Source organism: Nocardia amamiensis NBRC 102102 (assembly GCF_001612745.1).
Classification (GTDB): domain Bacteria; phylum Actinomycetota; class Actinomycetes; order Mycobacteriales; family Mycobacteriaceae; genus Nocardia; species Nocardia amamiensis.
In genome coordinates, this window is record NZ_BDBA01000130.1 from 1 (window position 1) to 12,552 (window position 12,552).

The 12,552-nt window shown below is 67.9% G+C and carries 16 protein-coding genes; 9 read left to right on the forward strand and 7 right to left on the reverse strand.

Annotated elements, in window-relative coordinates; translation table 11 throughout:
* From NA4_RS23420 to NA4_RS23430, 3 genes are all read left to right on the forward strand, one after another.
* Positions 1 to 391 (forward strand): exodeoxyribonuclease VII large subunit (locus tag NA4_RS23420; protein ID WP_281180060.1); only part of this gene is annotated, 391 nt, incomplete at its 5' end.
* A gap of 62 nt (positions 392 to 453) precedes the next feature.
* Entirely contained in the window at positions 454 to 669 is a 216-nt protein-coding gene (locus NA4_RS23425; RefSeq protein WP_067473990.1) for an exodeoxyribonuclease VII small subunit, read from the forward strand.
* On the forward strand, positions 666 to 1,010 hold the full coding sequence (locus NA4_RS23430; RefSeq protein ID WP_067473902.1) for a VOC family protein: 345 nt from the start codon (positions 666 to 668) through the stop codon (positions 1,008 to 1,010). Before NA4_RS23425 ends, NA4_RS23430 begins: the two co-directional genes overlap by 4 nt.
* 221 nt (positions 1,011 to 1,231) lie before the next feature.
* Here the strand turns inward: NA4_RS23430 and NA4_RS23435 are convergent, their stop codons facing one another.
* On the reverse strand, positions 1,232 to 1,798 hold the full coding sequence (locus NA4_RS23435; RefSeq protein ID WP_067473905.1) for a DUF4245 domain-containing protein: 567 nt from the start codon (positions 1,796 to 1,798) through the stop codon (positions 1,232 to 1,234).
* A gap of 240 nt (positions 1,799 to 2,038) precedes the next feature.
* On the opposite strand from NA4_RS23435, the gene glpX reads away from it, so the two are divergent.
* Together glpX and NA4_RS23445 are read left to right on the forward strand one after the other, a co-directional pair.
* A complete protein-coding gene (gene glpX / locus NA4_RS23440; protein ID WP_067473907.1) occupies positions 2,039 to 3,082 on the forward strand; it encodes a class II fructose-bisphosphatase in 1,044 nt (347 codons plus the stop codon).
* A 221-nt stretch (positions 3,083 to 3,303) separates the two neighbouring features.
* Positions 3,304 to 4,707 carry a class II fumarate hydratase gene (locus tag NA4_RS23445; RefSeq protein ID WP_067473910.1) on the forward strand — a complete coding sequence of 468 codons (1,404 nt, stop codon included), beginning with the start codon at positions 3,304 to 3,306 and terminating at the stop codon, positions 4,705 to 4,707.
* A 68-nt stretch (positions 4,708 to 4,775) separates the two neighbouring features.
* Here NA4_RS23445 and NA4_RS23450 read toward each other — a convergent pair whose 3' ends face one another.
* The 4 genes from NA4_RS23450 to NA4_RS23465 all read right to left on the reverse strand — a co-directional run bounded on the left by NA4_RS23450 (position 4,776) and on the right by NA4_RS23465 (position 8,517).
* Positions 4,776 to 5,633: an acyl-ACP desaturase gene (locus NA4_RS23450; protein ID WP_067473911.1), complete on the reverse strand. Its 858-nt coding sequence runs from the start codon at positions 5,631 to 5,633 to the stop codon at positions 4,776 to 4,778.
* 97 nt (positions 5,634 to 5,730) lie between these two features.
* Positions 5,731 to 6,315, reverse strand: coding sequence for an LGFP repeat-containing protein (locus tag NA4_RS23455; protein WP_067473994.1), 585 nt, complete (start codon positions 6,313 to 6,315; stop codon positions 5,731 to 5,733).
* Between the two features lie 181 nt (positions 6,316 to 6,496).
* Entirely contained in the window at positions 6,497 to 7,882 is a 1,386-nt protein-coding gene (gene phoH2, locus NA4_RS23460; RefSeq protein ID WP_067473914.1) for an RNA 5'-3' helicase PhoH2, read from the reverse strand.
* A 266-nt stretch (positions 7,883 to 8,148) separates the two neighbouring features.
* Positions 8,149 to 8,517, reverse strand: coding sequence for a DUF488 domain-containing protein (locus tag NA4_RS23465; RefSeq protein WP_067473916.1), 369 nt, complete (start codon positions 8,515 to 8,517; stop codon positions 8,149 to 8,151).
* Positions 8,518 to 8,603: 86 nt separating this feature from the next.
* Between NA4_RS23465 and NA4_RS23470 the strand changes: the two genes are divergently transcribed.
* A complete protein-coding gene (locus NA4_RS23470) occupies positions 8,604 to 8,876 on the forward strand; it encodes a hypothetical protein (RefSeq protein WP_067473918.1) in 273 nt (90 codons plus the stop codon).
* A gap of 7 nt (positions 8,877 to 8,883) precedes the next feature.
* Here NA4_RS23470 and NA4_RS23475 read toward each other — a convergent pair whose 3' ends face one another.
* Positions 8,884 to 9,318: a limonene-1,2-epoxide hydrolase family protein gene (locus NA4_RS23475; RefSeq protein WP_067473920.1), complete on the reverse strand. Its 435-nt coding sequence runs from the start codon at positions 9,316 to 9,318 to the stop codon at positions 8,884 to 8,886.
* Positions 9,319 to 9,340: 22 nt separating this feature from the next.
* Positions 9,341 to 10,054, reverse strand: coding sequence for a TetR/AcrR family transcriptional regulator (locus tag NA4_RS23480; protein ID WP_067473923.1), 714 nt, complete (start codon positions 10,052 to 10,054; stop codon positions 9,341 to 9,343).
* Between the two features lie 107 nt (positions 10,055 to 10,161).
* Between NA4_RS23480 and NA4_RS23485 the strand changes: the two genes are divergently transcribed.
* The 3 genes from NA4_RS23485 to NA4_RS23495 all read left to right on the forward strand — a co-directional run bounded on the left by NA4_RS23485 (position 10,162) and on the right by NA4_RS23495 (position 12,536).
* Positions 10,162 to 11,358 (forward strand): FAD-dependent monooxygenase, encoded by a 1,197-nt coding sequence (locus NA4_RS23485; RefSeq protein ID WP_067473925.1) that lies wholly within the window; start codon positions 10,162 to 10,164, stop codon positions 11,356 to 11,358.
* A gap of 201 nt (positions 11,359 to 11,559) precedes the next feature.
* On the forward strand, positions 11,560 to 11,946 hold the full coding sequence (locus NA4_RS23490; RefSeq protein ID WP_067473928.1) for a hypothetical protein: 387 nt from the start codon (positions 11,560 to 11,562) through the stop codon (positions 11,944 to 11,946).
* The gene (locus NA4_RS23495; protein WP_084497378.1) at positions 11,943 to 12,536 is read left to right on the forward strand and encodes a DUF3558 domain-containing protein; all 594 of its coding nucleotides are present in this window, start codon (positions 11,943 to 11,945) and stop codon (positions 12,534 to 12,536) included. Before NA4_RS23490 ends, NA4_RS23495 begins: the two co-directional genes overlap by 4 nt.
* The last annotated feature ends 16 nt before the right edge of the window (positions 12,537 to 12,552 follow it).

The following is a 12,552-nucleotide window of genomic DNA, read 5'->3' on the forward strand; positions in this document are numbered from 1 at the left end:
CTGGGTCGACCGCGAGACCAGCGCGCTCGCCCAGCTGCGGTCTCGGCCGGTGCTCGCCGACCCGCTGCGCGAGATCGACCGCCGTCGGGAAGAGATCGAGCGTCTGCGCACGTCGGCGCGCCGCTGCGCCGAGCACAGTATCCGCACCGAATCCACCGCGACCAGGCATCTGCGTGAGAAACTCACGGCGGTGGGCCCGGCCGCGACGCTGGCCCGTGGCTACGCTGTCGTACAGCGCGTCACCGGCCGGGAGCGGGTGGTGGTGCGCTCGATCGAGGACGCTCCCCCGGGCAGCCAGTTGCGCATCCGAGTCGCCGACGGCGCCGTCACGGCCGCCGCGCTCGGCGCCGAGGCGCTCGGCAGGCAGCACACCGACACAGGGAGGAACTGACCTTGGCCGAGACCGGCAAGTCAGCGGATAAGGAGGCGACGGGCGCCGACCCCGCCGACGAACTGGCCGAGATCGCCGGCTTCGGCTACGAACGCGCCCGCGACGAACTGGTCAACGTGGTGAAGATGCTCGAGCAGGGCGGCCTCGACCTGGACGAATCCCTCGCCCTGTGGGAGCGCGGCGAGGCACTGGCCAACCGCTGCGAAGAGCACTTGGCGGGTGCGCGCAAACGCGTGGAGGACGCGCTGCACCGCTCCGATCTGGAACAGCGCGAATGACCATCCGCCGCGCCACCCCGGACATCCGTACCACCGACCTGGCCGCCGGCCGCGAGTTCTACCGGCTGCTCGGCTTCCATGAGGCGATGGACCTGGGTTGGGTCGTCACGATGGCGTCCCCGTCCAACCCGACCGCCCAAGTCCTGCTCGTCGGCCCGGACGCCGAACAGCTCCAGCCGGACATGAGCGTGGAGGTCGACGATGTCGACGCCGTACACGAGGCGATGACCGCCGCCGGCGCCGACATCGTCTACTCCCTGCGCGACGAGCCGTGGGGCGTACGCCGCTTCTTCGTCCGCGATCCCAGCGGGACCATCGTCAACGTCGTGACCCACCGCTGAGAACCGGCGCTCCGGTGTGCGGGTAGAGCATCAGTAGCGCTCGTCGTCGCGAAGCGCCTGCAACGCTGCACTCGCTCGGCCCTCGGCGTCGACGGATTCGCTGTTCAGTCGACGGCGCACGTCTGCGAGCAGATCCGATCGACTCTTATTCGCCGGTCGCATGCGTCCTTCGGCAAGCATCCGTGCTCGGACATCTCGCTCCGCGTCCACTGGCAGCTGAATCAGGGCTTCAGGGGCTGGGCGGCGGTGATCGCCTGGGCCAGGGTGGTGAAGGCGGCCTGGTTGCCCGCGCCGGTGATCAGCACGCGGGACTGGCCGAGATCGGCGATCCACGCGGTCTCCGAGCCCTGCTCGGCGTAGACGATCCACTTCTGCGCACCGATCTGCTCGGTGCCGCTGGCGTACCGGGATCCGAGCACGAACCGGGCCAGCGCCTCCTCGGTCGCGTTGCTCTGGGAGAACCGCATGTAGGTGCTCTGCGGCGTGATGTAGCCGACGGTGCTGACCGGTCCGCCGCCGGTGCCGCCGATGGATTCGCGGCTGCCGGAGTTCGGCGTCCAGTCCGCGGGCACAGCCGGGTTGCGGATCGGGAACGGCAGAGATCGGGCGTCGGCGGTGAGCGCGGCCTGCGCGTCGAAATGCGGGATCTTCCCCTGCGTCGGACCGTTCGCGGCGAAACTGCACTGGCTGGCCAGACCCGCGAACACCACGGCGATCAACACCAGCGGGATCAGCGACCAGAACAGATCCCGGTAGTCGTTCATGATGCGTGGCTTTTGGTACGACACGCTCCCAGTATCCACTCGCGCGGCGCCGGCCGCCCGCGCACCCCGATCACCTGCGGATCACCCGGACCAGGGGTGTACGGCCCTGCGGCGTCGATGCGCGACCGCTCGCTCCATCGCTGGGCGTCGATGCGCGACCGCTCGCTCCATCGCTGGGCGTCGATGCGCGACCGCTCGCTCCATCGCTGGGCACCGAATGAGACAATTGACCGGTACGTACCGACGCACAGGAGGCACCCCGCAATGACGGCAACTTCCCCCAACCCCAGCCGCCGCGAGGCGCCCGACCGTAACCTCGCACTCGAGCTGGTCCGCGTGACCGAGGCCGGGGCGATGGCCGCGGGCCGGTGGGTCGGACGCGGTGACAAGGAGGGGGGCGACGGCGCCGCCGTCGACGCCATGCGGCAGCTGGTCAGCTCGGTGTCCATGCGCGGCATCGTCGTCATCGGCGAGGGCGAGAAGGACGAGGCGCCGATGCTGTACAACGGCGAAGCCGTCGGCGACGGCACCGGCCCGGAAGTGGACTTCGCGGTGGACCCGATCGACGGCACCACGCTGATGTCCAAGGGCGTGCCCGGCGCGATCTCCGTGCTCGCGGTCTCCGAACGCGGTGCGATGTTCGACCCGTCGGCGGTGTTCTACATGCACAAGATCGCCGTCGGCCCCGACGCCGCCGACGTGATCGATATCTCGGCCCCGATCGGCGAGAACATCCGCCGGGTCGCCAAGGCGAAGAGGTCCTCGAAGTCCGACCTGACCGTCTGCATCCTGGACCGTCCCCGGCACGCCGAGCTGATCCAGCAGGTGCGTGACGCGGGCGCCCGCATCCGCCTGATCTCCGACGGCGACGTCGCAGGCGCGATCGCCGCCGCTCGCCCGGACTCCGGCACCGACATCCTGGTCGGCATCGGCGGCACGCCCGAGGGCATCATCGCCGCCGCCGCGATGCGCTGTATGGGTGGCGCGCTGCAGGGCATGCTCGCCCCCAAGGACGACGAGGAAAAGCAGAAGGCGATCGACGCCGGCCACGATCTCGGCCGCGTGCTCAGCACCGAAGACCTGGTCTCCGGCGACAACATCTTCTTCTGCGCCACCGGCATCACCGACGGCGACCTGCTGCGCGGTGTGCGCTACTTCGGCGGCGGCGCGTCGACCCACTCGATCGTCATGCGCTCGAAATCCGGCACCGTCCGCATGATCGACGCCTACCACCGCCTGACCAAGCTGCACGAGTACTCGTCGGTCGACTTCATCGGCGACGAGCACGCGGTCCCGCCGCTGCCGTAATTTTGGCGGCGCTGTGTCCGATTTGCAGCGCCGCAGGTGCTGCGTGTTCGCGGCCCACTTATGGCTCGTGTCGGAGCGACCGCCGCTAGCGACTTCGTCGCAGACGCGACGGCCACTCCGACACGAGCCGGCCTATTCCCGGCCGCGGCATGCGGCCGGTGTGCGAATGACCTCAGGCGTGGCAGCCCCATCGGGCCCGGGTGCGGCATAAGGTCGGAAATATGACGGAGGAAACTCGATACCGGCTCGAGCACGACACCATGGGTGAGGTTCGGGTTCCGGTGGACGCTTTGTGGCGGGCGCAGACGCAGCGGGCCGTGGAGAACTTCCCGATCAGCGAACGCGGTTTGGAGCGCGCGCAGATTCGCGCGCTCGGCCTGCTGAAGGCTGCGTGTGCCACGGTGAACCGCGACCTGGGTCTGCTCGATCCGGTGAAGGCCGACGCCATTATCGCGGCGGCGGGCGAGATCGCCGACGGCAAGCACGACGAGCAGTTCCCGATCGACGTGTTCCAAACCGGGTCCGGCACCAGCTCGAACATGAACGCCAACGAGGTGATCGCGTCGCTGGCCAAGGCGAAGGGCGTCACGGTACACCCGAACGACGACGTGAACATGTCCCAGTCGTCCAACGACACCTTCCCCACCGCAACGCATCTCGCCGCCACGGAGGCGGTCATCACGGATCTCGTGCCCGCGCTGGAGCATCTACGCCTGGCGCTGCTGGACAAGTCCACCGAGTGGCGCACCGTGGTGAAGTCCGGCCGAACGCACCTGATGGACGCCGTCCCGGTGACGCTGGGCCAGGAGTTCGGCGGTTACACCCGCCAGGTGGCGGCAAGCATCGACCGCATCATGGCGACGCTGCCGCGCCTGGGCGAGCTGCCGATCGGCGGAACGGCGGTCGGCACCGGGCTCAACGCGCCGGAGGGCTTCGGCGCGAAGGTCGTCGCGGAACTGGTACGCGCAACCGACATCGACGCGTTGCGCGAGGCCGAGGACCACTTCGAGGCGCAGGCCGCGCGTGACGGTCTGGTCGAGGCCTCCGGCGCGCTGCGCACGATCGCGGTGAGCCTGACCAAGATCGCCAACGACATCCGCTGGATGGGCTCGGGCCCGCTGACCGGATTGGCCGAGCTCCAGCTGCCCGATCTGCAGCCGGGCAGCTCGATCATGCCGGGCAAGGTGAATCCCGTTCTGCCCGAGGCGGTTACCCAGGTCGCCGCGCAGGTGATCGGCAACGACGCGGCGGTCGCCTTCGCCGGCGCTGGCGGCGCTTTCGAGCTGAACGTGTACATCCCCGTGATGGCGCGCAACCTGCTGGAGTCGATTCGTCTGCTGGCCAACGTCTCCCGGCTGTTCGCCGACAAATGCGTGCGCGGCCTGGTCGCCAACGTCGAGCACCTGCGCACCCTCGCCGAGTCCTCCCCTTCCATCGTCACCCCGCTGAACTCCGCCATCGGATACGAGGAAGCGGCCGCGGTCGCCAAGGAAGCGCTACGGGAGAAGAAGACGATTCGCCAAACCGTGATCGACCGCGGACTGCTCGACGAGAAGCTGACCGAGGAGGAACTCGACTGCCGCCTCGACGTGCTCGCCATGGCGAAGCTGAAAGACGAAGAATAAGCTGCACCGAAAGCAACGCCACCTCGGCCTGTCGAGGTGGCGTTGATCGTCCGCGAGAAACGTTTCGGTCAGTCGCGCAGGTGGGCGAGCTCGTCGCGGGCCAGCTGGCCGTCCGTACCAAAATCAGTGCGGGTGAAGACGTTCCACCGCTTCAGCAGCGGAGCGAACACCAGCTCGCCCTCTTTGGCGGGGTCGTAGACGCCCGCCTCGGCGAGCACGTCGTCGCTGCTTCGGCCGTCGGGAAGAGCCACAGAGGGGACCTGGAAATCGGCGATCCGGTCCGCGATGGCGCGGATGGCCTGGTCCGGCACCAGGTCGAGAGCCGCGGCGATCAGGTCGGCGAAGACGACAGACTGCAGTTCGTCGTCCAGCGCGATCCGCTCGGCGATGGCGGTGACCTGCGGGTTTTCCTGCAGGGCTGCGATGTTGCGGTGCCGGACCGCGCTGGCCGCCTCCTCGAACGCGCAGGCGGCAAGCACGTCGAGCAGGTGCAGCGCCGGACGGCGGAAGCCCTTGGTCATGTGCTCCATGCGCAGCCGCTCCAGGCCCACCGGGTCGACCGCCCTGGTGACCATGAGGTAGTTGCGGATCATGATCTCGTGCCGGTTCTCCTCGGCCGTCCAGCGGCCGACCCAGCGCCACCACGCGCCGGTGCGCAGGTACTTGCCCACCTCACGGTGATACGAGGGCAGGTTGTCGGCGATCAGCACGGAGACGGTCAAGGCCAGTTTGGCGGTTTCGCTGAGCTCGGACTCCTCCGGCACCCAATCGGTGCCGCCGAGGAATGCGAAGTTGCGCCCGTTGTCCCACGGCACGAAGTCGTGCGGCTGCCACCCGTCGGCGGCATCGATGTGCTTGCGCAGAATCAGTTCTACGTCCACCGCGAGCGATTCGAGCAGTTCGCGATCGGTCAGGAGAGTTTGCACCGAGACAACCTAGCGGCTTGGCCCGCGAAGCGGGGTGGATGGATGGGACGACTGGCAAACCGGGACCGCCCGGCGGCCCCGGACGCCGAGAACCGGGTTACGACTTCGGCGTGACGGTGATAGTACCGTCCACCCAGGTGATGGTGCCGCCGGTGAAATCGCTCTGCTTACCGCCGGGGATGTCCTTCTCGTCGCTGATCGGATAGCCGAGCCTGCCGTGCGCGCCGCCGTTCTCCTCCCATGCCTTGCGGATCTCGCCCCAGACGACATAGGGCTCGCCGTCCCTGGCCTCGGCGATCGTGCCGCCGGCGAAGTCCTGGATTTCGCCGTCGTCGGGACCGTCCTCCTGGGCTTGCAGGGGAAGGCCGAGCGGTCCGGTCGGGCCGCCGCTCTGGATGTACTTGTCGTAGATGTCGCCGGAGACGATGATCTCCCCGGCGGGGGTCATAATCCTGGTCTCCTCCGCGGCTGCGCCCGGGGTACCCGTGGGGGTGCGGTCTGCGTTGTCCGGCGTTGTGGTGTTCATGGCGGTGGTGGTTGTCGGCGACGCGATGGTGGTCATCCAGGTGGTCGTGGTCGCGGCGGTATCCGCGTCCTCATCGTTCCCGCAGCCGGCCACGACCAGCCCTGCCGCGGCGAGCACTGCGGTGAATCCAGCCGTTCGTCGAGCGAAGTGGTGCATGTCCATCCTCTCGCAAGTACCGGCACACCACGGGCTCGGTGACGCCGCGGGTAGCCTCGGCCGATTGCCGGAAATGACCCGGTGATCGACAAGCGATCACCGGGTCATACCGAACAGCTATCGCGGCGGATAATACCCGTCGGGTGGGGGTGAAACACGCTGCTCGACGGCGTGCCTCACCTCAGGCGTTCGGGCCGTATTCCTCCAGCATCTCGGTGACCAGCGCCGCGATCGGCGACCGCTCACTGCGGGTCAGGGTGATGTGCGCGAAAAGCGGGTGACCTTTCAGCTTCTCGATCACCGCGGCGACTCCGTCGTGCCTGCCGACCCGGAGATTGTCCCGTTGGGCCACATCGTGCGTGAGCACCACCCGCGATCCGGTTCCGAGCCTGCTGAGCACCGTGAGCAGGACATTCCGCTCCAGGGACTGGGCTTCGTCCACGATCACGAAGGAATCGTGCAGCGATCGCCCGCGAATGTGGGTCAGCGGCAACACCTCCAGCATGTCGCGGCTGAGCACCTCCTCCATCACCTCGCGGCTGGCCAGCCCGTCGAGGGTGTCGAAGACCGCCTGCGCCCACGGGCCCATCTTCTCGCTCTCGCTGCCGGGCAGGTAACCCAGCTCCTGGCCGCCGACCGCGTACAGCGGACGGAACACCACCACCTTGCGCTGGGTGCGCCGCTCCAGCACCGCTTCCAGACCCGCGGTCAACGCGAGCGCGGACTTGCCGGTGCCGGCCCGGCCACCGAGCGAGACGATGCCGACACTCTCGTCCAGCAGCAGGTCGAGTGCGATGCGCTGCTCCGCCGAGCGACCGTGTAGTCCGAACGCCTCACGCTCCCGCACCAATTGCACCCGCTTGTCCGGAGTCACCCGGCCGAGCGCGCTGGAGCTGGACCCGAGCAACCGGATGCCGGTGTGGCAGGGCAGTTCCCGCGCTTCGTCGAGATCGATCACCGACTCGCCGTAGAGCTGGTCGATCCGTGACGAGCTGACGTCCAGCTCCACCATGCCGCTCCAGCCGGAGGTGACCACGTCCTGGGCGTGGTATTCGTCGGCGTGCAAGCCCACCGCGCTGGCCTTGACCCGCAGCGGAATGTCCTTGGACACCAGCACCACTTCGCGGCCCTCGGCCGCGAGGTTCAGCGCGCAGGCAAGGATCCTGGAGTCGTTGGTGTCGGTGCGGAATCCGACCGGAAGGACCGCGGGATCGGTGTGGTTCAGTTCCACCTGCAACGTTCCGCCCTCGGTGCCGATCGGCACCTGCTGGTCCAGCCTGCCGTACTGCAGGCGCAGATCGTCCAGGTTGCGCAGCGCTTCCCGCGCGAACCAGCCCAGCTCGTGATGATGCCGTTTGGCTTCGAGTTCACTGATGACCACCAGAGGTAAGACCACGTCGTGTTCGCCGAACCTGGTGAAGGCCCAGGGATCCGACAGCAGGACGGATGTGTCGATGACGAAGGTTTTGCCGGCTGATTGCGAGGGGCGGGCCCCCTTCGCGGCGGCTCCGCCTTTCGCGGAGCGGGAGTTCGCCGAGGGAGCGGAAAGGGAGCGTGCAGCAGTCACGGTGGGCTCCTCTGTGTTCGTGCGGCACTCGCACGAACGATCGCGCTGGACCGGTCCGTCCTGATGGACCCGACGTTGCCGTCAGGTGCCACGAGGGCCGGGTGCCGGCCCCCTCGTACTGAGTAGCTCAGTCACGGTCAGGACCTCCCGTACGAGCCACACCGCCGCGGCCCGCACACCCGACGCTACCTGCGAACCCCGCTTCCGCGCTCAGGGACCGATAGGCATGTCCGTGAATTTGTCGTAAACCGCAGCGTCGCGAAGGCTCAACGCAGCAGGTCGAGCAGTACCGAGACATGGCTGTGCGCCGGATCCTGTACGGCGGTGAGCAAGGTGACCGGACCTTCGGCGGCCAAGGCGCGCAATTCCCGCAAATCTTGCTGAGCCTGCGTCGAGGCGGCTTCGGCCCGGTAGCGGCGGGCGAACTCGGTGGCCCTGGCATCCCGGTCGGCGTGGAACCAGCGCCGCAGTTCGGTGGACGGGGCGAGCTCCTTGGGCCAGCGATCGACCCGCGCTTGCGCCTTGCTGATCCCTCGCGGCCAGAGGCGGTCCACCAGGACGCGGGTGCCATCGTCCGGGTCCGGTGTCTCGTAGACGCGCTTCACCCGGAAGCCGGGCGGCGGTTGGAGTGTCATGGCAGTCATCGCAGCACGGCCCCGGCACCACGGCGGGATACGCCACGCGGTCGCTGTCGGCCGATCGGACGGATAGAGTCGCTGGTATGTCCGGTAACGAGGATTTGGAGAAGCTCTCGTCGAAGGAGTTGCACGACCGAGCGATGAAGCTGGCCGTGCGGCGCGGTGATGTGAAGTTCCTCTGGCGCCTGCTCACCTCGATCCCGGCCGCGGAGGCCGCCGCGGGCAATGTCGGCGAGAGCGAGGCGGACATCAAGTATGTGCTGCCCATGATCGACGACTACATCCACGGAGGCGACAGCGCGGTCGCCGAGGTGTTGCGGCCGGTCTATTTGGAGTACCTGGCCAAGCACTCCTGAGCCCGGGTCAGCAGCGGCCGGTGCCCCGCGCCAGTATCGCGCGCCCGATGCCAGCGGCCGTGCCGCGCAGGAAGTTCTCCCAGCTGAAGTGGTCGTGCCACAGGATGATTCGGCCGTCGCGCAGTTCGAACGTGCCTGCCACCCAGAATCCGATGCGCACCGGCCCGAAGCGCAGGTAGTCGGTGCGGTCGGTGAGCACGATGTCGCCGTCGGCGGCGATGTGGTGCAGGTCGACGCCGAATCCGAGCCAGTCGCGACGCAGGCTGCGCAGCATGCCACCGACCCGGCGGACGCCTTTCACGTCGGGCAGCGAGGTGTTCTTCCAGACGATGTCCGGGTGCAGCAGGTCGATCGCCTCCTCGGACGCCCCGAGCTCCAGTGCGGCGAAGAATTCCCGCACGGTGGTGATCGAGTCCTGTTTCAGGTCGGGTTCGTCGGTCATGGTCCGAGCCTAAGCCGCACGGTCAGCGACGGCGCGCGATGAGCACGGCAAGTCCGTCGAGGATGCGCCCGATGCCGAACTGCAATGCGCCTTCCCCACCCGCGGCCGCGCCCTCCTCGGCGAACGCGGCGGCCGACTCCGGGTAGCGCTCGGCTGCGGCGGCGACCAGGTCGGCGAACTGCCCCGCGATCTGTTTCTCGAGTGCCTCGGCGTCCATCGCGCGCACCTGCTGCACCAGACTGCGCGCGTGGCCGGTCAGCAGGACGATAGTGTCCAGTCGTTCGGCGTTGGTGAGTCCGGTCCCGGCGAGCGCGCCGAGCGCGGATTCCATCCAGGCCAGCTCGTTCGGGCCGATCGGCCGCACCCCCACCGACACCTCCAGCGACCAGGGGTGTTCGCGGAAACGCTGGTACAGCGTCGCGCACCAGGAGCCGAGTCGGTCGCGCCACGGCTCCTCCGACGTCGGCTCGACTGTGATCTCCGGGGGCGCGCCGAGCGCGGCGTCCAGCATCAGCGCGACGAGCTCGGCCTTGCCGGGCACGTAGCGGTACAGCGACATCTTGGTGAAGCCGAGCCGCTCGGCCAGCCGCTGCATCGACAGGTTGGCCAAGCCCTCGGCGTCGGCGAGCGCGATGGCCTCCGCGACGATCCGCTCCAGCGACAGCGCGGGTTTCGGGCCGCGCTTGGGGCGCTGCTGCGTGCCCCAGAGCAGTTCGAGGGCGGTCGGTGCCGGCATGACCGAATCCTTCCGGAAAAGCCTTGACGTTGAACTGTGTCTACCATACGCTAATTTGCGTCCATCGGATACAGTTTCTATCAGACACAGATTCAGGCGGGTCTCCCATGCGCAACACCACCGTCCTCGTCTCCGGCGCAGGCATCGCCGGGCCTGCGCTGGCCTACTGGCTGCATCGCTACGGATTCGCGGTCACCGTCGTAGAGCGCGCTCCCGCCTTGCGCCCCGGCGGACAGGCCGTCGACTTCAAAGGCCGCACCCACCGCACCGTCCTGGAGCGGATGGGCATTCTGGATGACGTCGAGGAACGCAGGACCGGCACCACCGACACCGTGTTCGTCGACGAACGCGGCACCCGGCTCGCCCTGATGTCGGGCGATTTCACCGGCGGCGATGTGGAGATCCTGCGTGGCGACCTGTCGGAGATCATCTACCGGCGTACCGCCGACCACTGCGAATACCTGTTCGGTGATTCGATCACCGCGCTCGGCGAGACCGGGGACGGTGTGCAGGTCGAGTTCGAGCACGCGCCCGCGCGCACCGTCGATCTCGTCTTCGGGGCCGACGGCCTTCACTCCCGGGTCCGAGCGCTGGCTTTCGGCCCGGAGCGGGACTTCGTGAAGCACCTGGGCTACTACTACGGCGTGGCGGGCGCGAGCCCGTGGAGCACGGATACGACCGGGCCGCGGGAACGAGCGACCGCCTACGCGCACAACGCTCCCGGGCGGCTCGCCATCACCGGCGGCCCGAAGGCGCAGCAGCTGTACATGTTCGCGACCGCCGAACTCGACTACGCCCGCGACGACAGCGCGGCCCAGCGGCGCATCCTCGCCGAGACCTACGCCGACGTGGGTTGGGAAGTGCCGCGGATGCTCGCGGAGCTGGCCGGCTTCGACGACGTCTACCTGGACTCGGTCAGCCAGGTCCGCATGGCGGGCCGCTACACCGAAGGACGCGTCGCGCTGGTCGGCGACTCCGCGTACGGAAACACCCTCGGCGGCTTCGGCACCGGGCTCGCCGTGGTCGGCGCGTACGTCATCGCGGGCGAATTGGCGCTGGCCGACGGCGACCACACGGTGGCCTTCGCCCGCTATGACGAGATCATGCAGCGGTACGCGAAGATCGCGGGCAACAGCAACGTCGGTCCCTTCCTGGCTCCGAAGACCGCGCTCGGCATCAGAATGCGCAACTGGTTCCTCGGATCTCACTTGTTCCGCCTGATGGCGAAATACGGCGACAATGCCGCCAACGACATCGACCTGCGGGACTACCCCGCTCTCGTCGGCGCGCGGGACGCGAGCTGACAAATCGTCACCCGGCTTGACATCGATCCGACTCCACCCGCTCGCGGGGTTGCGCGACACAGAACCGCAGTTCGCGAGGGCCGCATCGCCGACACAGAGTGCCGCGGGGCGTCGACCCGAGCAGTCTGTTGTGTTTCGATGGAACCGGAGCGGGATGGGACGCGTCTATAGGGTCAGACAGCACTGACGGAAGGGGCGGCGATGGCGGACAGTCCGTTTCCCGGTTACATCGAGGCTGCGAAAACCGGGGCGTTGCAGGTGCGAATGGATCCGCAAGGGTTCGTCGAGATCGACCGAGCGTGCCAGGAGTTGATCAACCAGCTCACCGGCGCACGTGCTGACGCGCGCGAACTCGGCGAGAAGGGCAACTGGGGATTGGGCGAGGGCAATCCGCGCCTGACGTCGGCGTTTGAACTGGTCCAGCTCTTCCGGGAGAAAGCCTTCGGAGGCCCGAACAATGCCTACGACACCCTGAGCGACTACATCACGGCCGCCGAGGAAATCCGCGCACTGTTCAAGTCCATCAGCGACACCTACGAACGCACCGACGCCGAGTTCGCGGCCAAGATGCGGGAACTCAGCGTATGACCGTCATCGAGCACAGAAGACGTTGGTCGCAGGCCGGTTGCGCGGCAGTGATATCGGCAGTACTGCTCGCCGGTTGTGGACAAGACCCCGAGTCGGCCCAGACGACCACATCCACACCACCACCGGGTGCCGCTACCACCAGCGCGAATTCCACCGTCCAGGCAGGTCCGCAGAATTCGTTCGATCCCTGCACCACCTTGACACCGCCGTTCTTGACCGAACATCAGTGGGATGCGCTGCCGCCCGCGGCGAAGCAGAACAGCACGGGCGGCATCAGCTGGAAGGGGTGCCGGTATGTCGCCCGGGCCGGATACGGCCTCACCATCCAATCAACCAATGGGACGCTCGATCAGGTGAGGGAGAAGTTCCCCTCGGCGGTGGATATCTCCGTGGGCAGTCGAAAAGCATTGCGCTACGAGGCTCGTCCCGATGTTCCGGGTGGCTGCACCGTCAACGTCGAGATGCAAGGCGGCTCACTCTACATCCTCGTCGACGATCCGAGCGGAAAACACCCTCGCAAGCTGTCGCCGTGTGACAACGCAACCGACATCGCCCAGACAGTCGCACCGCTGCTGCCTTCGGGCAGTTGAACACCCGGGGGACCGA

Coding starts and splice junctions, on each gene's coding strand:
- NA4_RS23430 (WP_067473902.1), top strand. CDS start 666: ATGACCATCCGCCGCGCCACCCCGGACATCCGTACCACCGACCTGGCC.
- glpX (WP_067473907.1), top strand. CDS start 2,039: ATGACGGCAACTTCCCCCAACCCCAGCCGCCGCGAGGCGCCCGACCGT.
- NA4_RS23445 (WP_067473910.1), top strand. CDS start 3,304: ATGACGGAGGAAACTCGATACCGGCTCGAGCACGACACCATGGGTGAG.
- NA4_RS23455 (WP_067473994.1), bottom strand. CDS start 6,315: ATGCACCACTTCGCTCGACGAACGGCTGGATTCACCGCAGTGCTCGCC.
- NA4_RS23465 (WP_067473916.1), bottom strand. CDS start 8,517: ATGACACTCCAACCGCCGCCCGGCTTCCGGGTGAAGCGCGTCTACGAG.
- NA4_RS23470 (WP_067473918.1), top strand. CDS start 8,604: ATGTCCGGTAACGAGGATTTGGAGAAGCTCTCGTCGAAGGAGTTGCAC.
- NA4_RS23475 (WP_067473920.1), bottom strand. CDS start 9,318: ATGACCGACGAACCCGACCTGAAACAGGACTCGATCACCACCGTGCGG.
- NA4_RS23480 (WP_067473923.1), bottom strand. CDS start 10,054: ATGCCGGCACCGACCGCCCTCGAACTGCTCTGGGGCACGCAGCAGCGC.
- NA4_RS23485 (WP_067473925.1), top strand. CDS start 10,162: ATGCGCAACACCACCGTCCTCGTCTCCGGCGCAGGCATCGCCGGGCCT.
- NA4_RS23490 (WP_067473928.1), top strand. CDS start 11,560: ATGGCGGACAGTCCGTTTCCCGGTTACATCGAGGCTGCGAAAACCGGG.
- NA4_RS23495 (WP_084497378.1), top strand. CDS start 11,943: ATGACCGTCATCGAGCACAGAAGACGTTGGTCGCAGGCCGGTTGCGCG.